This window comes from Campylobacter concisus (assembly GCF_002165785.1).
GTDB classification, from domain to species: domain Bacteria; phylum Campylobacterota; class Campylobacteria; order Campylobacterales; family Campylobacteraceae; genus Campylobacter_A; species Campylobacter_A concisus_W.
This window is the reverse complement of the sequence record NZ_NDYO01000001.1, coordinates 209062-232466: the sequence shown is the minus strand read 5'-3', so window position 1 is coordinate 232466 and position 23405 is coordinate 209062. Positions and strand designations below refer to the sequence as shown.

The following is a 23405-nucleotide window of genomic DNA, read 5'->3' as shown; positions in this document are numbered from 1 at the left end:
AATATGGATTTTAAGGCATTACTTCATCAAATAAGTCAAATTTACCAGAAGCTTTCATTAAAACAAAAGATTGTTGCGGCTAGCTCCATTGTCTTGGTAGTGGCATTTTTGGTATTTTTAACACTTTATAAAAGCAAAAATGAAAATTTTGCAGGCTACAGCGTCCTTTTTGAAAACATTAGTCCAAATGATTCTGCCTTAATACTTGATCAGCTAAATAAAGATGGAATTAAATATAAATTAGCAAACGAAGGCACTATTCTTGTGCCAACGAGTGATGTTTATAAAGAGCGCATCGCTGTTGCAACTCTTGGAATACCAAAAGAGAGCAAAATCGGCTTTGAAATTTTTGATAAGCAAGAATTTGGTGCGACTGATGCCGAGCAGAGAGTAAAATTTCAAAGAGCGCTTGAGGGCGAGCTAGCTAGAACTATCGAGAGTCTTTCTTCTATCCAAAAAGCGACTGTAAGAATAGCCATACCAAAAGAGAGTGTTTTTACTGAGCGTCAAGCACTTCCAACAGCTTCTATCGTTGTTGAGCTAAAGCCAGGCGTTAGCCTAAACGCAAAGCAAATTTTTGGTATTAAAAATTTAGTTGCGGCTTCTGTTACAAACTTAAGTACCGAAAATGTAAAAATAGTAAATCAAGACGGTGTCGCACTTGGCGACGAAGATGGTGAGTTTGATAGTGACGCTATAGCTCAGCAGATCCGCTATAAGCGCGAGTTTGAAAACAACTATGAGCAAAAGATAGTAAATGTTCTGGCTCCGATAGTAGGCGGTGCTGATAAGGTTGTAGCGAAGGTAAATATTGACTTTGACTTTGATAAAAAAGATACAAAAAGCGAAGTTTACGACCCAAATAACGTTGTTAGAAGCGAGAGCAACATTGAGGAAAAACGCCAGGGATCATCTCCAAATGAAGTGGGCGGCGTACCAGGCGCGGTTAGCAACATAGGCCCTGTTCAAGGCCTTGATGATAGCACTTTAAAAGAGCAGTACAACAAAAGCTCACAGCAGACAAACTACGAAATTTCAAAGAAAGTTACAAATATAAAAGGGCAGTTTGCTAGCATCAACAGAGTAAGCGCAGCTGTCGTTATAGATGGGCTTTATCAGAGCAAAAAAGATAAAGACGGCAAGCCAACTGGTGAGGTAGAATTTACTCCACTTTCTAAAGAGCAAAGAGAATCAATCACAAATTTGATCAAGCAATCAATCGGCTATAACCAAAATAGAGGCGATGAAGTAAGCTTAGATAACTTTGAGTTTAAAACCGGTAAAGATATAAGCACTAGCGAGAAGATGGATGGCTTTGTGAATAAATATGTAGTGCCATTTATGCCGCTACTAAAATATATTTTTGCAGCATTGTTGCTCTACATCTTCTACAAAAAAGTCATTGTGCCATTTATGCAAAAGATGCTTGAAGAGACAAAAGAAGAAGAGGAGCACGTTCAAGATGGTCTTGAAGATATTGAGGTAGATGCTGAAGATACGCTTGAGAAATTTAAAGCTGCTCGCAAAAAGGTCGAAGAGCAACTAGGACTTAGTGGCGAGTTTAATGAAGATGAACTAAAATACGATGTTTTACTTGAGAAAATGAGAGCGGTCATCACAGAGAGAAATGAAGAGATAGCAATGCTGCTTCAAGATATGGTAAAAAATGACAGCGACTTTAATATGCGTAAGGAAATTTGATGTCAATAAAGCTAAATGACAAGCAAAAAATGATTTATGATGATCTATCGATGCCTGAAAAGATTGCTATTTTGCTGATTCAGCTTGGAGAAGAGGCAACTGCTCTTATATTTTCTCACATGGATGTTGATGTCATCACTGAAATTTCAGGCTATATCGCAACTGCAAAAAATATAGACAAGCAAGTCGCAAGTGCCGTGCTAGAAGAATTTTACGCGCTAATGCAGTCAAATCAATATATGAGAAGTGGTGGTTTGGAGTATGCAAAGGAAATTTTATACCGCACATTTGGTCCAGAGGCAGCTCAGAAAATTTTAGACAAGCTTGCAAAAAGCATGGAAAACTCAAAAAGCTTTGGCTATCTTGATAAGATAAAACCACAACAGCTTGCAGACTTTATCATAAAAGAGCACCCTCAAACCATAGCGCTAATACTAGCTCACATGGACTCAACGAGCGCTGCTGAAACGCTTAGCTTTTTCTCAGATGAGTTAAGAAGCGAAGTTGTCATTAGAATGGCAAATCTTGGTGATATTAGCCCATCGGTAATTAAGCGTGTTTCAACCGTACTTGAAGGCAAGCTTGAAAGTCTTACATCTTATAAAGTCGAAGTTGGCGGTCCAAGAGCTGTGGCAGAAGTGCTTAATAGGCTTGGACAAAAAGCCAGCAAAAGCACGATTGAGCGTATTGAGCAAAGCGATGATAAGCTCGCAACAACGATTAAAGAGCTTATGTTTACCTTTGAAGATATTATCAACCTTAATGCAACTGCGATTAGAGAAATTCTTAAAAATGTCGATAAAAAAGACCTTATGGTTGCATTTAAAGGATCAAGCGATGGCATAAAGGATAAATTTTTATCAAATATGTCTCAGCGTGCAGCAGAAGCCTTCAAAGAGGAGATGCAATATCTTGGTGCGGTGCGTGTAAAAGATGTTGAAGAGGCTCAAAGACGCATAGTAGAGACGGTGCAAACTCTAGCTGATCAAGGTGTATTCCAAGTCGGCGAAGCAGATGAGATGATAGAATGAAAAGCAGCGTAATAACTAGTGAGACTTCTCCAGCTCACTTTATAGAAAATTACAGATTTAAGGTGCTTGGAGTTGGAGAGCGAGCCGCAGATAGTGCTCCTGTATTGATAGAAGAAAATAATCTTAGTGAAGAGCTAAGCGAGCAAAATTTTGGGCAAAAGGGTGAAAATTTTGTTCCTCAAACTAGCCACCAAACACAAGCAAGCTCACAAAACCACTTTGCTTCTCAGGCTCAAAGTCTACAAATACAGCAAACAGGCGAGTCGAGCTTCGTCGAAGAGTTGCTTAAAAAAACAGACGAGCTAAGTAGCAACATCATTAAACTTCAAATGCAAATAGAAAATCAAGAGAGTGAATTTGCTAAACGCCTTGAGGCTGAAATTTCTCGCGCAAAAGAGGATGGTAAAAACGAGGGCATCGCTCAAACAAACGCTTCAAACGAGGCAAAGATAAAAGAGTTTGAGGCTAGATTTAGCGCTTCAGCTGCAAAACTTGAAGAGCAGTACGTTAAATTTGATGAGTTTTTAAAGAAGATCGAAGAAGAGCTTGGACAAACTGCTATAAAAATCGCAAAAGAAGTAATCGATAAAGAAATTTCAACCTCTTCAAATCAGATCGCTCATCATCTAGCAAGCTCGCTTATAAAAGAGCTAAGTAATGTTAAAAATATAGAAATTCGCGTAAATCCTGAAGATAGTGAGTATCTAAAAGAGCAATTTAGCAAGAATGAACACGTCAAGATAAGCGCTGATGATGCTATAAGCAAAGGCGGTGTGGTTATTATAAGTGATGGTGGCAATATCGATGCAACTATGCAAACAAGGCTAGAAAAACTAAAAATGCTGGTAAATAATGAATAAAGACGTTAGAAGTTTAGATGTTGATGAACTAAACGCACTTTGTCATGACATCAGGGATAAAATTTTAGCCACCGTTAGCAAAAATGGCGGTCATCTTAGCTCAAACATCGGTGCAGTCGAGATCATCGTTGCGATGCATAAAATTTTTGACGTTACAAAAGATCCGTTTATATTTGATGTGAGCCACCAAAGTTACGCACACAAGCTACTAACTGGGCGTTGGGATAGCTTTGATACGCTTAGGAAATTTAACGGCATCAGCGGCTACACAAAGCCTAGCGAGAGTAAATTTGACTACTTTGTAGCAGGCCATAGCTCGACGTCCATTTCACTTGCGGTTGGCGCTGCAAAGGCGATCAAGCTAAAAAATGAAGAGCGCTTGCCAGTAGCTGTCATAGGTGACGGCTCACTAAGTGGCGGTATGGCGTACGAGGCGCTAAATGAGCTAGGCGATAGAAAATACCCTTGCGTTATCATTCTAAACGACAATGAGATGAGTATTAGTAAGCCTATTGGTGCGCTTAGTAAGTATCTAAGCCAGATGATGGCAGGGCAGTTTTATCAAAAATTTAAGGGCAGAGTTGAGAAATTTCTAAGCTATATGCCAGATTCAGCTGCATATATGGCTAGGCGTATCGAAGAGGGCATCAGGCTCATCACTCCCGGTATGTTTTTTGAAGAACTTGGGCTTGAGTATATTGGGCCAGTTGATGGACACGATTTAGGCGCGCTTCTTAGCACATTTGAGACGGCAAAAAGTATGAAAAAACCAGTCATCGTGCACGTGCAGACGCTAAAGGGCAAAGGGTATGAATTTGCTGAGGGGTGCTATGAAAATTGGCACGGAGTTGGGCCATTTGATCTAAAAAGTGGCGAATTTATCAAAAGACAGTCAAACAAATCAGCCACGGCGATCTTTAGCGAGCATCTTTTAAAGATGGCAAGAGAGTACAGTGATATCGTTGGTGTTACGGCTGCGATGCCAACAGGCACTGGTATGGACGCACTTATACATGAGTTTCCAGATCGTTTTTGGGACGTAGCGATAGCTGAGCAGCACGCAGTTACCTCAATGTCAGCCATGTCAAAAGAGGGCTTTAAGCCATTTGTCGCGATATACTCGACTTTTATGCAAAGAGCCTACGATCAAGTCATTCATGACGCTTCTATTTTAAATTTAAACATCACTTTTGCGATGGATAGGGCTGGTATTGTGGGCGAGGACGGTGAAACGCATCAAGGTGCGTTTGACATTAGCTTTTTAAATGCTGTGCCAAATATGGTTCTTTTTGCCCCAAGATGCGAAGAGAGTATGAAAAATGTTATGGAATTTGCCTACTCTTACAAGGGTGTTAGCGCATTTAGATATCCGCGCGGAGCGTTTATCTTAAGAGATGAGTTTGAAGCTCAACCACTTGAGTTTGGCAAGGGTGAAATTTTAGCTGATGCAAATAGTGATATTGTATTTTTAGGCTATGGCAACGGCGTTGGTAAGGCAAATTTGGTCAGAAATTTACTTGCTGGCAAGCTTGATGTGATATTGGTTGATCTCGTCTTTGCAAAGCCACTTGATAGTGAGCTTTTACTGGATCTTGCAAAACGCACTAAAAAATGGTACATCTTTAGCGATAGTGCCAAAAAGGGCGGTATTGGTGAAATAATAAGTGCATTTTTACAAGAAAATAAAATTTCAAATATAAGCGTCATTAGCTTTGAGTATGAAGATAAATTTATCCCCCATGGTTCAACTGCTGAGGTTGAAAAGTACCTTGGTATAAGTGCCGAGCAGATTACCAAAAATTTACTAGAGAATAATTAATATCATTTAATAAAGTAACGTTTAATATTATTTTTGCTAGCATAAGCCAAAATAAAAACAAGGAAAAGCATTATGCAATACGTATCATTATTAAAGCAATCTGGGCTAAAAGTCACGCCACAGCGCCTTAGCGTTTTAAGAATTCTTGATCGCCACACGCATCCAACGATTGATGAGCTTTATGATGAAATTTTAAAAGAGAGCCCATCGGTTTCTCTAGCAACGGTTTATAAAAATTTAAATACTTTAAAAGACGAAGGTCTCGTAGTCGAAGTAAATATCGTCAATCAAAAAGCTAGATACGACATCTACGAATATCCACATATCCATGTAGTTTGCGAAAGCTGTGGAAGCGTCGAGGACGTGAGCTACGATGATGCTGAGCTTGGCAAATACCAAGAGGCATTAGAAAAGAAGATCGGAAATATAATAGAACGTCTAAATATCGTAGCTAGCGTAAAAAGCTGTAAACACTGTAAATAAAATTTATGTTGCTATTTAGCAGCATAAATTCCATCTTTTTTCTTATAAAAATACTTTTAAAATAAGCCTAAATTTAGCATCTTTCTCATTGTTTTAAGCACTAACTTGCTAAAATGAACAAAAAATTTTGGAGAAAAATGTGAGTTTGGAGATAGAGCGTAAATTTTTACTCAAAAATTCTCAAATTCTAGATTTTTTAAAAGAAGCTGGAGTAGTCTTTAAACATCTTGAAATTTCTCAGTTTTATACCAAGATAACGCAAAATGAAGAGATCCGCTTCCGGAGTGAAGAGGATAAATTTATAAAAACTGTAAAGATTGGCAAAGATCTAATCAGGGAAGAAAATGAAGAATTTTGCGAAAAAGCAGAGTTTAAAAAGGCTCTTAAAAGCCGCATCGGTAGCGTCATCTTAAAAGATAGATACATTTTTAAACTAAATAACAATCCTTGCAATATTGATATTTTTAAAAATGAATTAAACGGGCTTTGTACATTTGAAATCGAATTTAGTGATGAAAATGAAGCTGTCTTTTTCAAGCTACCACCGTTTTTAGAAAATTTTTGCCTAAGTGACGTAACTTGCGATAAAAGATATAAAAACAAATTTCTTGTCATCCATGCTAATGAAAATGAACAAATTGACTACAAAAAAGCCTATAAGATCATAAAAGAAAAAGAAATTTTGCCAAATTTTGCTACAAATCTAAAAAGCGGCGAGGCGCTAAGAGTCCTTTTCGTTAGTATTTTTAAAGTAATAAAAAGGCTAAAAAGCCAGTATTTGATAGACAAAGATGAAGAAGTTTTGCATGAACTTCGCGTAAATTTAAGAAAGGTTAGATCGATCCTTAAAATTTTTAGTGGCGTTTTTGATGAGAAAGTGACACTTTTTTTTGGTGAGAATTTTAAAATGCTTGCAAACTCGACAAACAAAAAGCGAGATTTGGATGTATTTTTGAGCTTTTTAAACGAGCAAAAACATGCAAATGAGCCTATATATTTTGTGAAAAAGGCTCTAGATTTAGAGTATGAAAATGTAAAAAGCTACCTTGGCGATGAAGAAAACTACGCATTTTTAAAAGAGTGGGAGATATTTTTAAATGAGGGTGAATTTTATAAGTCAAAACTCTTTGATGTAAGCCTTTCGCGCCTTGGTTCGTTTAAGCTTAGAACGCTTTTGGTTTTAGCTCAAAAAAGGCTAAAAGGCCTTAATCAAGACTGCCCAAATGAGAGCTTTCATGATCTTAGAATAGAGCTTAAAAAGATGAGATACACATATGAGTTTTTATATGAAATTTTCTGTTTTGAAGGGCTTAAAAAGTATGAAGAGAAGCTAAAGCAGATGCAAGAAATTTTTGGCAATCTTCAAGACTATGACGTCTGGCTCGGTATCCTTAAAAGACTTCCAGAAATGCCAGATAAAGAGAGGCTTGAGAGTAAAATTTACAAGCAAATTTATAAAAGTAGAGAAGAGATACTAAAAAAGCGTCTTAAATTTATAAAAGTAACTCGCAAAATTTCAAGAAATTTAAAAATTTACTACATATAAAAGGGCAAATTTATGCAAAAACAAGAAAAAATAGTTGATATGTTTAACCAGATCGCTCCGACTTATGACGTCGCAAACAGAGTGTTAAGCCTTGGTGTGGACGTGAGTTGGAGGAAATTTGCCTGCAGATATATGCTAGAAATTTTTAAAAATAAAAGCATAAATATTGTAGATGTAGCTTGCGGTACTGGCGATATGATGGGGCTTTGGAGTGAAATTTCAAAAGAATTTGGCGTTGAGGTGAAAAGCCTTACTGGTATCGATCCATCAAGCGGTATGCTAAAAGAGGCGAAGGCAAAATTTCCAAATTTTAAATTTATAGAGGCCTACGCTGACAACACGACGCTTGCAAGTGGAGAGGCTCAAATTCTAAGCATAAGCTATGGCATCAGAAACGTGGTCGAGCGAAAGGCTGCGCTTAGAGAGTTTAACAGAGTGCTTGCTCTAAATGGCTACGTAGTCGTACTTGAATTTACAAAACGCCAGAAAAAGGGGCTTATGACCTCGCTAAGAGATTTTTATCTAAGTAAAATTTTGCCAAGTATCGGCGGCTTTATCTCCAAAAACAAAGAGGCATACGAATATCTGCCAAGCTCGATCGAAAATTTCTTGGACGCAAAGAGCTTTTGCGACGAGCTAGCCGAAGCTGGCTTTGAGATAGATCTTTGCAAGGGCTTTAGCATGGATATCTCGACACTATTTATTGCTAAAAAGGTAAGAGAAATCAATGCTTAGTGTTTCTGAGCTAAACGAAAAAGCAAAGGCACTACTTGAAGCCACACTTGACTATGTCGAGGTAAGTGGAGAAATTTCGCGCCTTACTAAGCACGCCTCTGGGCACTGGTACTTCACGCTAAAGGACGAAAAGTCAAGCATCTCAGCTGTGATGTATCGTATGAATAACCAAAAGGTCAAATTCTTGCCAAAAGAGGGCTTGAAGGTCAAAATTTATGGCAAAGTGACCATCTATTCGCCAAGTGGGTCGTATCAGCTAGTGGCAAGTGCCATACTGCCTGATGGTGAGGGCGAGCTTGAGCTCGCGTTTAGACAGCTTAAAGAAAAGCTCGAAAACGAGGGCCTTTTTGACATTGGCGCAAAAAAAGAGATACCAAATTTACCTAAAAAAATAGCCCTTGTCACAAGCGCTACTTCAGCTGCACTTCAGGATATGCTAAAAGTCGTTACGAGCCGCTGGAGGCTAAGTGAAATTTATATATTTGACGCATTAACTCAGGGCGAAAATGCTCCAAGCTCACTCATAAAAGCTTTGCGTAGGGCCGATAAATACGGTGTTGATGTGATAGTGTTGGCACGCGGAGGCGGTAGCAAAGAGGATCTTTGGTGCTTTAATGACGAGGGGTTGGCACGTGAAATTTACGCTACCAAAACGCCTGTCATAAGTGCTATCGGACATGAGATCGACTACGTTATAAGCGACTTTGTGGCTGATCGCAGGTCGCTCACGCCAAGTGCAGCTATGCTTGATCTATTGCCTGATGAAGAGGCGTTTTTGCAGTATCTTGATAGGCTCAGCGACGATCTTGATAGCGCTTTAAATTTAAAGATCACAAAGAAGCAAAATTTATTAAATTTGCTCCTCTCTAAATTTTCGTCAAACGCTCTAAAAGCTAGGATCGAGCTAAAATTTAGCGAGGTGACAAACAAGCAAAATGCCCTAACAAACGCTGTACAAAGAAAAATTTTAGTCCTTGGCTCGGCACTTGGCTCGCTAGAGAAGGCTTATGAGATGAGGGAGCTCTTTTTCGAGAGTATAAAAGGGCTTATAGAGGTTAGAAAAGATGGCAAGAGAGTTGATCTTAGGGATTTAAAAATAGACGATGAGATAGAGCTTATCTCGCAAAATACACATAAAAAAGCAATAATCAAGGAGTAAAAATGAGTAGAAAAATCAACTTTAGCGCAGGTCCAAGCGCGATACCACTAGATGTTTTAGAGCACGCAAAGGCTGAATTTACCGACTACAGAGGCGAGGGCTACTCGATCATGGAGATCAGCCACAGAAGCAAGACCTTTGAAGAGATCCACTTTGGTGCTATGGATAAGATAAGAAAGCTTTATGGAATCGGCGATGAGTATGAAATTTTATTTTTGCAAGGTGGCGCACACTTACAATTTAGCATGATACCAATGAATTTATATCAAGGCGGCAAGGCGCAGTACGCAAACACCGGCGTTTGGACAAACAAAGCCATCAAAGAGGCAAAAGTGCTTGGCGTAAACGTAGATGTCGTCGCAAGTAGCGAAGATGAAAATTTCTCTTACATTCCTGATGTAAAATTTAGTGACGATGCCGACTACGCCTACATCTGCTCAAACAACACGATTTATGGCACGCAGTATAAGGCTATGCCAAAGACTAAATCTCCACTTGTTGTTGATGCTTCGAGTGATTTTTTCGCTAGACCGCTTGATTTTAGCAGTATCGGCTTGCTTTACGGTGGCGCTCAGAAAAATGCAGGTCCAAGTGGCGTAACTATCGTCATTTTAAGAAAAGACCTAGTTGATCGTGTGAGCAGCCAAAACGTCCCTATGTTTTTGCGCTACAAAACGCACGTAGAGGCAAACTCACTCTATAACACACCGCCGACCTTTGGAATTTATCTTTTAAATTTAACCATGCAACACCTGCTTGATCTTGGCGGACTTGCAGAGGTTGAGAAGATAAATGCCAAAAAAGCAAACACGCTTTATGACATTATAGACAGCTCAAATGGCTTTTACATGGGGCACGCTAAAAAATCAAGTAGGTCAGATATGAACGTGAGCTTTACGATACCAAAAGATCATGCGCTTGAGCCAGTTTTCGTCGAGGAGGCGCTGAAAGAGGGCATGATAGGGCTAAAGGGCCACAGACATCTTGGTGGCATAAGATCCTCTATCTATAACGCCGTTAGCCAAAGCGACGTTGAGAAACTTGGCGAGTTCATGAGAGAATTTGCTAGAAAGCACGGCTGATGAACAAGGCAAAAAAAGCTTACGACGAAATTCCTTATTTCTCGGCCGCATTTAGCGACTGCTCGCCAGTTAGGATAGAAGCGGTTGCTAAATTTCTGGGGCTTAAAGCAGCTAGCTTAAAAGAGGCTAGAGTGCTTGAGCTTGGCTCATCATATGGCGGTAACATCTTGCCATTTGCCATTTCACATAAAAATGCAAAAGTCGTTGGTATCGACATCTCAAGCCATCAAGTGGCTGAAGGTAACAAAGTAGCAAAGCAGATAGGTTTAGAAAATTTTACTCTGTTTGAGCGAAATTTTTTGCACATGAACGAAAGTGATATAAAAGAGCTTGGGAAATTTGACTATATTATTGCTCATGGCGTTTATAGCTGGGTGAGCCCAAATGTAAGAGATGCGCTGCTTGCCACGATTAAAGCACTACTTAGCAAGGATGGCATCGCTTATGTTTCGTATAATACCTATCCTGGCTGGAAGAGCCTTGATATTTTAAGAGATTTTATGCTTTTTGTAAGCTCAGGTAACGACAGTAAAGAAGCACTTACTCGCGTAAAAAGGGAGTTAAATTTTTTGCAGGATTATTTGAAATTTAGCCTGCAAAACCAAAGTGATGTCGTATACAAAGATAGCATGAAGCTGCTTTTAACACAGCTAAATTTCTTACAAGGCATCATCGCAAAGGGTAATGATTATTATATCTTGCATGACTTTTTAGAGGCTAGCAACGAGCCAATCTACTTTCATAAATTTGCTAAACATATCGACAAACACGGACTTTGCTACGTTATAGATGCTTCGCTAAATGACATCTTTGCAAGCTCAACTGGAATTTATCGCTTTGACGCACATATCGAGCAAAATTACAACTCTCGCATCAAAAAAGAGCAACTAAACGATTTTTTATTTAATAGATCATTTAGAAAAAGCCTCATCGCTCACAAGGAGAGGCTTGGCGGTGCTGAGGACTTTGATGCGGTACTTGGAGAGAGTGAGCTTGATAAGATTTATTTTGCATATTTTAGCGAGCAGCCAAGGACAAAAACGCAAGAAATTTTAAGCAAAAGCTATCCACAAAGCCTAAATTTAAGCGAAGTAAAAACGGCGCTTGGCGAGAATGCAAACGAAGCTTTTGTGGGACTGCTTGAAATTTTAAACGATCAAAACACTAAAATTTCTTCTTCAAAACTCAAAGCACTCACATATGAGCCTGGTAAAACCAAACTAAAGCCTAGAGCTGCGGCGTATCTTGAGTATTTTTTAAATACTAGCTCACCAGTTATCTCTTTGGCAAATGAGCTAAATGGCAAGCTAAGCTTAAGCCATGAAGAGATCAAAATCGCCTTAAAATTTGATGGCAAAGCTAGTTTAAAAGATATCGCAAAGAGCGTAAATTTAAGTAAAGACGAACTAGATAAGCTTGCTTTTAAATTAAGCGAAGCCTACTTTTTTGAAGAAATTTAAAAAAAGAGCGTGGCAAATTTAGCCATGCTCTTACTCAAAAAACATATCTTTTAAGATCAAGATGATCATCAATATATAAAATAGTAAAAACCATTTTTTAAGTGTTTTTTTGTCGGTATTTTGCGTCTTTTTGGTGCCAAAGTATGCGCCTATTAGCGAGCCAAGGCCTAAAAATGTGCCCTCAAGATATGAGATGTGACCATTTAGCGAGAGCGAGATGAAGCCAGCGATGGCTGCAAACATAACGAAAAATACGCCCATTGAGACCGCTTTTTTCAGTTCGTAATGTAAAAAGCCTACCAAGATAGGCGCTATAAAGACGCCTCCGCCGATGCCAATGCTAATGGCAAAAACACCAACAAAAACACCAACTAAAAATAGTAAAAAGACCGAGTTGTTGGCATTTGAGCCGTCGCTGTTTGGCGAAAAGTATAGCTTTATAAGTGAAAAGATAAAGGTCGCTAGAAGCATAGACTCAAGTAAGAGTGCTGGTGCGTGAGAGACGATGATACCGCTAAAGCTTGCCCCCACAAGACCGCCAAGCCCCAAAAATACGCCACGGTTTAGCTTTAAAAGCCCAGCTTTGTAGTTTAGATACGAGCCAAACGTCGCACTAAAGATCATTTGCATGACGCTTATGCCAATGGCCGTTTTCACGTCGTATCCAAAGGCGACCATGATAGGAACGACGACCGTGCCGCCACCTATGCCAAAAAAGCCAGCGATGTATCCAACGCCGATACCAATTATAAAAAGTTCAACAAAAAGCATAAATTTCCTTTTACGAGTGCCAAATTTTAGCCAAGCGGTGTTAAAAAAATAGTAAAAAAGTGAAATTTGGGCATAAATTTAGAAATTTGATAAAAATTTTAAAAACTAAAAGCGATTTTTCTTTATAATCACCCAAAAATTAAAAAGGGAAAAAATGCTTTTAGAACAGCCACTTTTTTATTATGAAGCGATTAGAGAAAAATTTAAAAATAGCTATTTAGCTGAAGACAAGACACAGACGATAATCGGCATTGATTGCGATTATATAGATGAAATGGATATGGATTTTTATGGGCTTAGAAGTTATTTTGATACAAATCGTAATAAATCTTTAGCTCCGTTTGCTGGGCTTTTTGGAGTTTTTGCTTACAGTGGAGTGAGATATTTTGAATATATCGGTGAGGAGAAAAGCAAAAAATATGAATTTCCAAAATTTATATATGCTGATGCTAAGGCATATCTGCACTTTGATAAGATGAGTAAAATTTATACATTTTATGGAGATAAGAATAAATATTATGACTTTTTGCTTGATGCGAAAGTTGAATGCAAAAGTAAAGAGCAGAGTAAATTTAGTATAAAAACTGATCTTAATAAAGAAAAGAAACACTTTGAGGATATGGTTGAGTTAGCAAAAGAGTATATAAGAAGTGGCGATGTCTTTCAGGTGGTGCTTGGTGAATTACTTGAAATTTCAACGAATATGAGTAGTCTAGACTTTTATAAAAAGCTTTCACTTACAAATCCAAGCCCATATATGTTTCATTTTCCTACACCTTATGGCGATGTAGTTGGCTCTTCACCAGAGCTTGTTTTTGAGATGAAAAGTGAGCAAATTTTTGTAGCTCCGATCGCAGGCACAAGGCCTAGAGGAAGCGATGCAAATGCAGATGCGGCACTTGAAAACGAGCTTTTAAATGACGAAAAGGAGCTGGCTGAACATAAAATGCTAATCGACCTTGCCAGAAATGACATCGGTAGGGTTTCGGAACCAAAAAGCGTAGCTGTAAGAAATGCGATGCATATCCAAAAATATGAAAAAGTAATTCACATCGTAAGCGATGTCTATGGCAAATGCGCCAAAGGGCTTGATCTTTTTGATGTCTTAGCTAGTATTTTTCCAGCTGGCACGCTAAGCGGAGCCCCAAAAATAAGAGCTATGCAAATAATTAATGAGCTTGAAATTTCTGAGCGAAATATCTATGGCGGTGGCATTGGATTTTTGCATTTTAATGGCGATGCTCAGGTTGCTATTCTTATTCGCTCAGCCATCTTTGTGCCAGGTGAAAATGGATTTAGTGATGTATTTGTGGGGGCTGGAGCTGGTATAGTTTATGACTCAAAGAGCGAAAGAGAATACGCTGAAATTTGCCATAAACGAGCAAGCGTGCTAAATGTATTTAAAAATAACGCAAAAGAGTTTTAGGCGTTAAACTTAATAAATTCATAAGAGCTTTTAGCATAGCTAGTGCCCATAGAATCGATTTGCTCTCTTACGGTAGCTGAAAGCTCTGCTTTTGTGATATTTTTGGCTAGCACTTTTACAAAAGAAAATTCACTTCTTTCTTGTGCGCCAAATATCAGCACTCTTGTATCAACCTTTTGGCTTTGTCTTATCTTATCAACAACTCTTGTTAGCTCTTCGTAGTTGAAGCCTTTTACGTTTTCATCTATAAGAACGATACCGTAAGTTTTGGTTTTTATCTTTGTTAATAGCTCATCAAAGCTATTTGTGGTTTCAAGTGTGTTGTAAAATTCCCCTAAAGCTGAGCTAAATATTTTATTTTCCATTGGTGATTTCTTAAATAAAATAATATTTTCGCTTTTTGCTAGATAGCTTTCGTCTATTGCAATCTCGCCAAAATTTGGCAAAAATTTTCTAAAAATTTGAGCCAGTTCGTCGCTATTTATTGGCGTTTTTATATAGGCATTGAAGTATTCTTTGACGCTGTCTCCATCTATATTTGAAGTATTTGAAAGCATTAGTATAATTGGAATTTTCGCATTTTGTATGGCTGTTTTTATAAGATCAAGATTTTTTTGAAGGCTATTTTTTTCAGCTTCGAAAAATTTTGAGCCAACAAATATAAGGTCAAAATCGCCTTGCTTTATGGCTTGTTTTAGATCTTTTTTATTGCAAACTCCAACAACTTCGCAGTTAAATTTACTAAAGCCACTTGCTGTTATATCTATGTAAATTTCGTTAGTATCGCAGATTAAAATTTTTGGTTTATCGTTTAAATTTTTATTCATAATATCAGCTTCGCCTAAGCAAAGTAGCCTTGTGATACTTAATGGAGTTAGCGGATCTTTTAAAATGAGCGGATTTTTAATATCTTGGCCTTGCTTATTGGTGTTTCTTAAAAATATAGCATCATAATTTTTTGTAATAGATGGACTAGTGCTTGTTAGTATATCTACTTTGAGCCCAAGGTCTTTTGTGGTCTGCTCAAAAGCTTCGTTGTAAGCGATATTTACGTCTTGCAAGAATGCTAATTTATGATTGCATTTTATATCAAAGTCTTTATAGTTTGATGTTGTTTTAAAAATGACTACAAATTTAAACTCATTGCCAATACTTGGAAACGAGTTAATCTCCAGTTTGCTTTCTAAATTTTTTAAATAAATTTGAGCGATTTTTAGATAAAACTCGCTCTCATCATTATTTAAGCTATTCTCATCATCTGAAAATATATTTGAAATTTGCTTTTCACTCATGGCAGCTGAGCTATTTTTTATGCTAAAGCTTACAGAACAAAGTCCGCTTCTATCAAACTCTTTTTGAACTTTTTTGATAGTGATGATAATGTTTTGATGTCTTAAAGACATTGATAGTGATGCCAAAAAGATAGAGTTAAATGCGGTTTTTAATGAATTTAGATTTCCTTCTAGTTCATTTGTAAGGCTTGGATCAAGGTAGCTTATAAAATTTATCTTTTTGCTTTGCGAATAGACAATATTTGCTTGCAAAATTTCTTCAAAGCTTTTTTGAGGATCAAATATCTCGGTTTTATTGCATTCGCTATATTTTTTAACATTTGAGATATTTTTAGCATTGTTATAAAGCGAGGTCATGATATTTGCATTTTTTTCTATCGTGTCTATAAATACTTGCTTTTTGCTATTATTTGTTTCTATTTTTAAAGCCGCAGTCGATGTAAAAATTTCTTTATTAATGGACTCTAGCTTCTTGCTCACTGATAAAATATATCTATCTTTTATCTGAAAAAAGCTGCTATCTTTTACATAGGTTTCTTTTAGATCTTCATAAGTTTTTATGAGCTTTGATATCGCATTATCCGCACTTGTCTCTTTTGATGATAGGATATAGTTTGATATGTATTTTGACTTATCGATAAGTGTCTTTAAAAATTTCAACCTAGCAGAAATACCAAGCAAAGATAAAATGAGCAAGCCACAAAGCAAAAACTCAAAAAAGGTCTTTATGCCAAAGCTTATTTTCTCGCTCTTAGTAAGTTCTAACAGCTCATTTTTTATGTTTATGGCACTATCTAATAAAAGTATAAATTTATCATCTTCATACTGTTTGATTAAGATGATATCTTCGATATTTAGCTTTTCAGAAAATGCGATCTTGGCTTTAGTTTCTCTTATTTTTCTGGCTTGATAGTTGGCTTCAAACTGGTTAAAGTCTTTGTAAATATTCTCTTTTAGCTCACTTTTTGGAAGCATATCAAGATTTGGCGTATTGTCCTTTACGGAATATACATTTTCTCTCACATTATTGTTTATTGAAAATAAAGGGCCATTTATAAAGATATTTTTTACGTAGTATTTAGTATTGTTTGCTAAAGAGAGTTGATTGTAAATTTTACTTAAAGTTGCGGCATAAGCTTTTATTATAAGCGGAAAGTCTCGGTCTAAATCTTGTTTAAAATCGCTATCTATTTCTCCATTTATATTTTGGAAAAATTCGTAAAATAGTTCATCAAATTTATCATTTTGGTTTAGATTTGCTAGCAATTCTTTTAATTTATTTATATTTCGTATCTCAGTGCGATCGTCTTTTCTTATAGAATTTATAAATTTCTGTGTATTTTTTAAGGTAGTATCTCGCAACTTTTTTATATCTTCTTGGCTTTTGCCTATTAGCGTATCGTGCTCTTGTATCACGGATTTTATAGTTTGAAATACTAAGGATTGTTTATATAGTTTTTCATTTAGATCTTTTAGATCTGTAAATTTTTTATAGCTTTCATTTCCGCTATATGCACAAAAGATCGCTGAAATTATTATTGGCGCTAACAATATATAAAATTTATTATTTTTCATGGATACTCTTTTTGCTATATTTTTTGACGATATTTTCTATCTCAATTAGTCTTTTGGTAAAAAGAGACATCTCTTTCATTTTTCCATTTTGATTGTTATCTAAAAAAGCGTTAAGCTCATTTGCAAGGTTATTAAGCTTTAAATTTAATGCAGCTTCCCTTATCTCATCTACGTATTTTTTGAGCATTATTTCGTCTTTTGCGATTATGGCTGATTGGATCTGGATAAGAATTTCTCTTGCGTTGTGCAAAAATATATTTAAATAGGATGCAAAATCTTTTTTATTTAAATTTAGTATTTTAAGCGATGTTTCAAACCAGGAATCATCAATAAGTGATTGTGTCTGTGTGTCAAAAAGATACCATGCGTTTAGTTTAAAAACAGGCAGTCTTAATGTAGGTTTTACTTTTACTGCTGCTATTAGGTTTTGGTTGTTTATTATGTCCTGCTTCTCTAAAAGCACGATAAAAAATTTTTCACCATTTTTTAAAATAGCATTTTGCAGTCTCGCTTCTAGTAAGATCGCACCGCCATCTTTTCTTTTTAAATTTACTCTAGCGCTATTATCTTTCGTATTTTGTAAAAATTCCAAGAAGCTGTAGTTTGTACTTTCTTGGCTTGTTATGACTAGCTCGCTTATATCTTTGTATTGCAACAAAAAGTCATCCAAACTATCAAAACCCAATAGCTCAAGTGAATCTTGCGTTATTGCAGATATTTTTAAATTTTCATCATATATTATCACTTCAAATTTCCTTCTTTGAGTACTGCAAGCTTTTCTGCTACGCTTTTATTTGTTATTTTTGCCACTTCTTCTAAATTTGCTTCGCTGATTTTATCAAAACTTCCGTAAAAGCTGATTAATTTCGCGATACTTCCCTCAGAAACGCCAGCTTGCTTTAGAATTGATCTTTGCATATCATTTTTCTGCCTTGTTTTTCTGTGAAAGCTGATGACAAATCTATGGCTCTCATCACGCATTTTTTGGAAAAACTGAAGCTTTTTATCGCTTGTACTTAGACTAAAGCTACCATTTTTTGTGTAAATTTTATCCTTTGCCTCACCTTTTGCACGGTGAGCTTTGGCATCGATCTTCTCTTTTGAAATGGCTATCACATCGACGTTTGCGCCACTGCTTGCTAAAATTTCACAGGCTAAATTTAAAAGTACCTCGCCACCGTCAATAACCCAAAGATCAGGCGGGCTAAGCTTGTCAAACCTAAGTGCTCTAGCAGTCAAACTCTCTTTCATCTGATCGTAGTCGTTTTTAGAGCTTAGATGCATGTGGCGGTAGTTTTGCTTCGCCCACTCGCCGTGTTCATAGCGCACCATCGCTCCGACACTTGCCTCGCCAAAAAGATGCGAGTTGTCGTAAGCCTCGATCACGTAAGGCGTGTGGGCTAGGTCAAAGTACTCTTTTATCTCGTTTAGTAGCTCATTATCGTGCGTTTTTAGATATTTTTCGATGCTAACTTCAGCGTTTTTTGTAGCGATCTCACAAATTTTTCGCTTATCGCCTATTTTTGGGCATGTGATATTAAATTTACGTCCAAATCTCTCGTTTAAAATTTCCTCCACCAGCTCGCTATCTTCAAAGCTCTCATGCACAAAAATTTTGGTGCTAATTATCGGCTGTCCAGCTATGAAGCTTTTTAAAATGGCCTGCTTATAAGCCTCGTTTATCTCATCTTTTTGAGCATTTTTAGCCTGCGCGATGTCAGTTTTTACTCCAGTTATCTTGCCACTTTGCACGCTAAATCTCACCGCACAGATCATATCGTGCACGCAAGCGACCGAGTATGCCTCAAAGTCCTCAAGCTTAGCTAGATCAACTTCAACCTTTGTTTGCATATTTTTAAGCGTTTGCATCTTATCTCTAGTCGCGGCTGCTTGCTCGTAGTCTTCGGCCTTGGCGTAGTTTAGCATAAGCTCTTCAAGGCGAGCGATTAACAAATTTGGATTTTGTAAGGCCGCGATAGCCTCGTTTACGATCTTAGCGTAGTTTTCTTTTGAAATTTTGCCTTCACACGGAGCATAGCAGCGTTTTAGCTGATAAAAAAGGCAAGCTTTTTTGCCTTTGATGCAGGACTTTTTCTGAACTAGGTTGAAATTTAGATAAAGTGCCTCAAGTAGCTCGCTAGCTCCACTAAAATATGGTCCAAAATAGCGGATATTTGAGCCTTTTACCACCTTTCTAGTGATCTCAAATCTTGGAAAATCATCATTTAAATTTATAAAAATGTAAGGGTAGGTCTTGTCGTCACGAAGCAAGATGTTGTATTTTGGCTTAAGCTGCTTGATGAAAGAATTTTCAAGTATTAGAGCGTCTGCTTCGCTTGGCGTGACGATGTATTCAAGATGCACCGCCTCGCTTATCATCTTTGAAATTCTAGGGCTTAGTTTTTCAGCTGGAGCTAGGCTTGGGGTAAATTTAAAGTAGCTTTTGACCCTATTTTTTAAAATTTTGGCCTTACCAACGTATAAGAGCCTATTTTGTGCGTCAAAATATTGATATACGCCAGGCTCGTTTGGAAGTGTTCTTATCTCGTCTATTAGCATCTTGCCTGCTCATTTTTCTTGAGCAAAATTTCTCTTAGCTCTTCAAATTTTTGGTGTATTTGCTCGTCTTTTGCTAAATTTTTAAACTCGCCTTTACTAGCTGGCGCATAAAAGATGGTACTTTGCTCTTTTTGATTAAAAAATTTTAAAAATTTGCTCACGACAAATCTTATATTTTCTTCTTTCTTATTTTTTGTATAGTTGATTTCGTTAAGAGGTTTTGGAGTAAGAATGCTATTAAAAACGCTATTTTTATTAAATTTGCAAAAGGTTTTTAATAACCTTTTTATATCATTTATACTACTATCACGCCTAAGCTCTAAAAGCCCAGTGGGATGAGTAAGAACAAAGGTCAAAACACCTTCTCTAACGTAGCAAAAAGCTATATAAAATCGTTTTGCTTTCCCCATAAGCTCTAAAAGCTGTTGGCACTCATTTGCCATGCTTAATTTTTCTTTATACAAAGGATTTTCGTGAATAGTATTTATCAAAAATTTAGCGTTTTTCATGGGCTTATCTTATCATCTTTTATTTTAATTTTTACTCTTTTTGCATTTAGTGGCTGTGGCTACAAGGATGATCCATTTTACGGAGATGCTCCAGTAAAAGAGAAGAAAACTGACAAGATAAATAAAATTTAGTAAATTTTTGTAGCTAAATAAAAATGTAATATAAGCTTAATAATTTTTACTAACCTAATTTTTAGGCTCATTTAAGTAACATACCAAGATTTTTATTTTACAAGGAGAGTATAATGAGGTTTTTTGGACTTCTAGGCTTGTTTTCCGCGATGGCTTTTGGTGCTAATGGAGAAACCATGGCTGTTGACTTAACTACTACATGGGCAGGAATTTTATCGCTTATAATTTTTGTTGTTGGATATTTTTTCATAGCAGCAGAAGAAAATTTCCATATCGACAAAGCAAAACCTGCTATTTTTATTGGTACGTTTATGTTCCTACTTATCGGTGTTTATATGCTTATAAATGGCATGGATGTGCATTCGCTTGAACATGAGGTAAATCACCTGATTTTAGAGATCGCTCAGATCGTATTTTTCTTGATGGTGGCGATGACGTTTATCGAAGCGCTTATAGAAAGAGACGTATTTAACGCACTTAAATATAATCTCGTATCAAAAGGCTATACTTATAGAAAACTATTTTGGCTAACTGGTGTTTTGGCATTTTTCATAAGCCCAGTGGCTGATAACCTAACAACAGCGCTTATTCTTTCAACTGTTCTTCTAACAATAGATAGAAATAATACAAATTTCCTAGTGGCTGGCGCGATAAATATCGTCGTTGCAGCAAATGCAGGTGGAGCATGGAGTCCATTTGGCGATATCACTACGCTTATGGCTTGGGCTGCTGGAAAAGCACCATTTGTCGACTTTTTTGCACTTTTCCCAGCATCTATCATAGGTTGGTTTGTAACGGCATTTTTACTTTCTCGCGTGGTGCCAAGTACTGCACCACATTTTGATGTGGCAAACGAGCCAAAAGTGGTTATGAAAAAAGGCGGTAAAGCGGTTATTTTTATAGGCGCATTTACTATCTTTTGTGCAGTTATGATGCACCAGCTTTTTCACTTACCAGCGATGTGGGGCATGATGTTTGGCTTCTCGCTACTTAGCCTTTATACTTACTATTTCAAAAAAGCTCACAAAAATGAAGAGCCAATGCATGTATTTCACTATATGTCAAAGATCGAAAACAACACACTATTTTTCTTCTTCGGAATTTTAGCTGCAGTTGGCGCTCTTCATTTTGCTGGATTTTTAAATTACGCTGTATCACTTTATGATAAATTTGGCTCAACAGCTGTAAATATCGGAGTTGGTTTCCTTTCAGCGATCGTTGATAACGTTCCAGTTATGTCGGCTGTTTTAAAAGCAAATCCAGCAATGGGAGCTGATGCAGGCGAGGCAATGAGTCAGTGGCTATTAGTGACACTAACTGCTGGTATCGGCGGTTCGATGATCAGCTTTGGTTCAGCAGCTGGCGTTGGAGTAATGGGTAAATTAAAAGGAATTTATACCTTTGGTGCACATATGAAATACTCTTGGATGGTGGTTTTAGGATATATCGTATCAATCATTGTTTGGTATGTGCAGTTTGAAATTTTTCATCTCTATTTTTAAAAGGTTATAAATGAACAATACGATTATAGTTTTGGATTTTGGTTCGCAGTACACTCAGCTAATAGCTAGAAGGCTAAGAGAAGAGGGCGTCTACACTGAAATTTTGCCATTTAATGCAAAGCTTAGCGAGATAAAAGCAAAAGAGCCAAAAGGTATCATTTTAAGTGGTGGCCCAGCTAGTGTTTATGCTAAAGATGCCTACTTTTGTGATAAGGGTGTTTTTGAGCTAAATATCCCAATCCTTGGCGTTTGCTACGGCATGCAGCTACTTGCTCACACGCATGGTGCTGAGGTTTTAGCGGCTGATCAAAAAGAGTACGGCAAGGCCGAGCTTAATGTCATAAAAGAGCACAAACTTTTTCAAGGTACACCTTCAAAACAAATCGTATGGATGAGTCACAGTGACTATGTAAAAGACTTGCCAGAGGGCTTTGAGGCGATCGCAGTTAGTGAAAATTCGCCTTATTGTGCTTTTGGCGATGATAAACGTAAATTTTATGCGATCCAGTTTCACGCAGAGGTACAACACAGCGAATACGGTACGCAAATTTTAAAGAATTTCGCTAAATATATCTGCGGCTGCGAGAGCACGTGGAACATGGGAAGCTTCGCTAAAAATAAGATAGAAGAGATAAGAAAAACAGTAGGCACTCATAAGGTACTTTGTGCAGTTAGTGGCGGCGTGGATAGCTCTGTAACCGCGGCACTTTTAGCGGCCGCTGTACCTGAAAATTTGATCCTTGTCTTTGTTGATAACGGACTTCTTAGAACAAACGAAAGAGAGCAAGTTGAAGCTACATTTAGAACAAAGCTTGGTGTTGAGCTAGTTAGCATAGATGCGAGCGAGACTTTTCTTGGACGCTTGGCTGGTGTGGTTGATCCTGAGAAAAAACGCAAGATTATAGGCGAGACATTTATAGAAATTTTTGAGCAAGAGGCTAAAAAGCATGGTGACGTGAAATTTTTAGCTCAAGGCACTCTTTATACTGATATCATCGAAAGCTCCGTAGTTGGCTCAAGCAAGACGATAAAGAGCCACCACAATGTTGGCGGTTTACCTGATTGGATGACATTTGAGCTAATAGAGCCACTAAGAGAAATTTTTAAAGATGAGGTTAGAAAACTAGGCCTTGAGCTTGGACTAAGCCGCGATCTAGTCTTCCGCCATCCTTTCCCAGGGCCGGGCCTTGCTATCCGCATAATGGGCGAGGTGAATAAACCAAGTCTAGAACTACTTCGCAAAGCTGACGTGATCTTGCGAGATGAGCTAAAGAGCACTGGCTGGTACAACAAAACTTGGCAGGCATTCTGCGTACTTTTAAACGTAAATTCAGTCGGCGTAATGGGTGATAACCGCACCTATGAAAACGCTGTTTGCGTGCGCGTGGTTGATGCGAGCGATGGCATGACTGCTAGCTTCTCACGCCTGCCGTACGATCTGCTAGAAAACGTAAGCCGCCGCATTATAAACGAGGTAAATGGCATCAACCGCGTAGTTTACGACATCTCGAGCAAGCCACCTGCAACTATCGAGTGGGAATAGAGTAAAAAAAATATTTTTGCTGTAAAACCGTTGAAAATACAATATTACAACAGTTTTACAGAAGCAAAAAGCTCCTTAGTGATACTATTTTGATACTAAAAATGAGAAAAAGTAGGTTTAAAAGGGAGTTATTGAATTTAGATAAATTGTTTAGAAAGCCTTCCATTATTTTGGTGGTAGGCTTTTGTGGGAACAGTGGTTAGTAAATTTGAATAGCTCT

At 37.4% G+C, this 23405-nt stretch carries 19 protein-coding genes; 14 read left to right on the top strand and 5 right to left on the bottom strand.

Annotated elements, in window-relative coordinates; genetic code table 11:
* Positions 1 to 3: 3 nt before the first annotated feature.
* From fliF to B9N62_RS01105, 10 genes are all read left to right on the top strand, one after another.
* On the top strand, positions 4 to 1701 hold the full coding sequence (gene fliF / locus B9N62_RS01150) for a flagellar basal-body MS-ring/collar protein FliF (protein WP_087584000.1): 1698 nt from the start codon (positions 4 to 6) through the stop codon (positions 1699 to 1701).
* Positions 1701 to 2732 (top strand): flagellar motor switch protein FliG, encoded by a 1032-nt coding sequence (gene fliG, locus B9N62_RS01145; protein WP_021091747.1) that lies wholly within the window; start codon positions 1701 to 1703, stop codon positions 2730 to 2732. The genes fliF and fliG overlap by 1 nt, the downstream gene beginning before the upstream one ends.
* Entirely contained in the window at positions 2729 to 3592 is an 864-nt protein-coding gene (gene fliH / locus B9N62_RS01140) for a flagellar assembly protein FliH (RefSeq protein ID WP_087583999.1), read from the top strand. The genes fliG and fliH overlap by 4 nt, the downstream gene beginning before the upstream one ends.
* Positions 3585 to 5411, top strand: coding sequence for a 1-deoxy-D-xylulose-5-phosphate synthase (dxs, locus tag B9N62_RS01135; protein ID WP_087583998.1), 1827 nt, complete (start codon positions 3585 to 3587; stop codon positions 5409 to 5411). Before fliH ends, dxs begins: the two co-directional genes overlap by 8 nt.
* A 72-nt stretch (positions 5412 to 5483) precedes the next feature.
* On the top strand, positions 5484 to 5894 hold the full coding sequence (locus B9N62_RS01130; RefSeq protein ID WP_054197019.1) for a Fur family transcriptional regulator: 411 nt from the start codon (positions 5484 to 5486) through the stop codon (positions 5892 to 5894).
* A 139-nt stretch (positions 5895 to 6033) separates the two neighbouring features.
* A complete protein-coding gene (locus B9N62_RS01125) occupies positions 6034 to 7440 on the top strand; it encodes a CYTH and CHAD domain-containing protein (protein ID WP_257640155.1) in 1407 nt (468 codons plus the stop codon).
* Positions 7441 to 7452: 12 nt separating this feature from the next.
* Entirely contained in the window at positions 7453 to 8175 is a 723-nt protein-coding gene (ubiE, locus tag B9N62_RS01120; protein ID WP_054197018.1) for a bifunctional demethylmenaquinone methyltransferase/2-methoxy-6-polyprenyl-1,4-benzoquinol methylase UbiE, read from the top strand.
* Positions 8168 to 9334, top strand: a complete 1167-nt coding sequence (gene xseA / locus B9N62_RS01115; protein WP_087583997.1) for an exodeoxyribonuclease VII large subunit — start codon at positions 8168 to 8170, stop codon at positions 9332 to 9334. The genes ubiE and xseA overlap by 8 nt, the downstream gene beginning before the upstream one ends.
* Before the next feature lie 2 nt (positions 9335 to 9336).
* Positions 9337 to 10416, top strand: a complete 1080-nt coding sequence (gene serC / locus B9N62_RS01110) for a phosphoserine transaminase (protein WP_087583996.1) — start codon at positions 9337 to 9339, stop codon at positions 10414 to 10416.
* Positions 10416 to 11876 carry a class I SAM-dependent methyltransferase gene (locus B9N62_RS01105; protein WP_087583995.1) on the top strand — a complete coding sequence of 487 codons (1461 nt, stop codon included), beginning with the start codon at positions 10416 to 10418 and terminating at the stop codon, positions 11874 to 11876. Before serC ends, B9N62_RS01105 begins: the two co-directional genes overlap by 1 nt.
* A gap of 30 nt (positions 11877 to 11906) precedes the next feature.
* Here B9N62_RS01105 and B9N62_RS01100 read toward each other — a convergent pair whose 3' ends face one another.
* Positions 11907 to 12647 carry a sulfite exporter TauE/SafE family protein gene (locus B9N62_RS01100; protein WP_087583994.1) on the bottom strand — a complete coding sequence of 247 codons (741 nt, stop codon included), beginning with the start codon at positions 12645 to 12647 and terminating at the stop codon, positions 11907 to 11909.
* A 154-nt stretch (positions 12648 to 12801) separates the two neighbouring features.
* On the opposite strand from B9N62_RS01100, the gene B9N62_RS01095 reads away from it, so the two are divergent.
* Positions 12802 to 14073, top strand: a complete 1272-nt coding sequence (locus B9N62_RS01095; protein ID WP_087583993.1) for an anthranilate synthase component I family protein — start codon at positions 12802 to 12804, stop codon at positions 14071 to 14073.
* Here B9N62_RS01095 and B9N62_RS01090 read toward each other — a convergent pair.
* Genes B9N62_RS01090 through B9N62_RS01075 form a run of 4 tightly spaced genes read right to left on the bottom strand, consistent with a single transcriptional unit; the run spans position 14070 to position 19942 of the window.
* Positions 14070 to 16940 (bottom strand): response regulator, encoded by a 2871-nt coding sequence (locus B9N62_RS01090; RefSeq protein ID WP_087583992.1) that lies wholly within the window; start codon positions 16938 to 16940, stop codon positions 14070 to 14072. The two genes, B9N62_RS01095 and B9N62_RS01090, sit on opposite strands and share 4 nt — an antisense overlap.
* On the bottom strand, positions 16930 to 17685 hold the full coding sequence (locus B9N62_RS01085; protein ID WP_087583991.1) for a hypothetical protein: 756 nt from the start codon (positions 17683 to 17685) through the stop codon (positions 16930 to 16932). The genes B9N62_RS01090 and B9N62_RS01085 overlap by 11 nt, the downstream gene beginning before the upstream one ends.
* A complete protein-coding gene (gene uvrC / locus B9N62_RS01080; protein WP_087583990.1) occupies positions 17682 to 19499 on the bottom strand; it encodes an excinuclease ABC subunit UvrC in 1818 nt (605 codons plus the stop codon). The genes B9N62_RS01085 and uvrC overlap by 4 nt, the downstream gene beginning before the upstream one ends.
* The gene (locus B9N62_RS01075) at positions 19493 to 19942 is read right to left on the bottom strand and encodes a hypothetical protein (RefSeq protein WP_087584040.1); all 450 of its coding nucleotides are present in this window, start codon (positions 19940 to 19942) and stop codon (positions 19493 to 19495) included. The genes uvrC and B9N62_RS01075 overlap by 7 nt, the downstream gene beginning before the upstream one ends.
* 30 nt (positions 19943 to 19972) lie before the next feature.
* Between B9N62_RS01075 and B9N62_RS10425 the strand changes: the two genes are divergently transcribed.
* The 3 genes from B9N62_RS10425 to guaA all read left to right on the top strand — a co-directional run bounded on the left by B9N62_RS10425 (position 19973) and on the right by guaA (position 23185).
* A complete protein-coding gene (locus B9N62_RS10425) occupies positions 19973 to 20140 on the top strand; it encodes a hypothetical protein (protein WP_180371745.1) in 168 nt (55 codons plus the stop codon).
* A 113-nt stretch (positions 20141 to 20253) separates the two neighbouring features.
* Entirely contained in the window at positions 20254 to 21642 is a 1389-nt protein-coding gene (nhaD, locus tag B9N62_RS01070) for a sodium:proton antiporter NhaD (RefSeq protein ID WP_087583989.1), read from the top strand.
* 10 nt (positions 21643 to 21652) lie between these two features.
* On the top strand, positions 21653 to 23185 hold the full coding sequence (guaA, locus tag B9N62_RS01065; RefSeq protein WP_087583988.1) for a glutamine-hydrolyzing GMP synthase: 1533 nt from the start codon (positions 21653 to 21655) through the stop codon (positions 23183 to 23185).
* Positions 23186 to 23405: the final 220 nt, after the last annotated feature.

Excerpts from the sequence above, each read along its gene's own strand:
- fliF (WP_087584000.1), top strand. The coding sequence starts at position 4 with ATGGATTTTAAGGCATTACTTCATCAAATAAGTCAAATTTACCAGAAG.
- fliG (WP_021091747.1), top strand. The coding sequence starts at position 1,701 with ATGTCAATAAAGCTAAATGACAAGCAAAAAATGATTTATGATGATCTA.
- fliH (WP_087583999.1), top strand. The coding sequence starts at position 2,729 with ATGAAAAGCAGCGTAATAACTAGTGAGACTTCTCCAGCTCACTTTATA.
- dxs (WP_087583998.1), top strand. The coding sequence starts at position 3,585 with ATGAATAAAGACGTTAGAAGTTTAGATGTTGATGAACTAAACGCACTT.
- B9N62_RS01130 (WP_054197019.1), top strand. The coding sequence starts at position 5,484 with ATGCAATACGTATCATTATTAAAGCAATCTGGGCTAAAAGTCACGCCA.
- ubiE (WP_054197018.1), top strand. The coding sequence starts at position 7,453 with ATGCAAAAACAAGAAAAAATAGTTGATATGTTTAACCAGATCGCTCCG.
- xseA (WP_087583997.1), top strand. The coding sequence starts at position 8,168 with ATGCTTAGTGTTTCTGAGCTAAACGAAAAAGCAAAGGCACTACTTGAA.
- serC (WP_087583996.1), top strand. The coding sequence starts at position 9,337 with ATGAGTAGAAAAATCAACTTTAGCGCAGGTCCAAGCGCGATACCACTA.
- B9N62_RS01105 (WP_087583995.1), top strand. The coding sequence starts at position 10,416 with ATGAACAAGGCAAAAAAAGCTTACGACGAAATTCCTTATTTCTCGGCC.
- B9N62_RS01100 (WP_087583994.1), bottom strand. The coding sequence starts at position 12,647 with ATGCTTTTTGTTGAACTTTTTATAATTGGTATCGGCGTTGGATACATC.
- B9N62_RS01095 (WP_087583993.1), top strand. The coding sequence starts at position 12,802 with ATGCTTTTAGAACAGCCACTTTTTTATTATGAAGCGATTAGAGAAAAA.
- B9N62_RS01090 (WP_087583992.1), bottom strand. The coding sequence starts at position 16,940 with ATGAAAAATAATAAATTTTATATATTGTTAGCGCCAATAATAATTTCA.
- uvrC (WP_087583990.1), bottom strand. The coding sequence starts at position 19,499 with ATGCTAATAGACGAGATAAGAACACTTCCAAACGAGCCTGGCGTATAT.
- B9N62_RS01075 (WP_087584040.1), bottom strand. The coding sequence starts at position 19,942 with ATGGCAAATGAGTGCCAACAGCTTTTAGAGCTTATGGGGAAAGCAAAA.
- nhaD (WP_087583989.1), top strand. The coding sequence starts at position 20,254 with ATGAGGTTTTTTGGACTTCTAGGCTTGTTTTCCGCGATGGCTTTTGGT.
- guaA (WP_087583988.1), top strand. The coding sequence starts at position 21,653 with ATGAACAATACGATTATAGTTTTGGATTTTGGTTCGCAGTACACTCAG.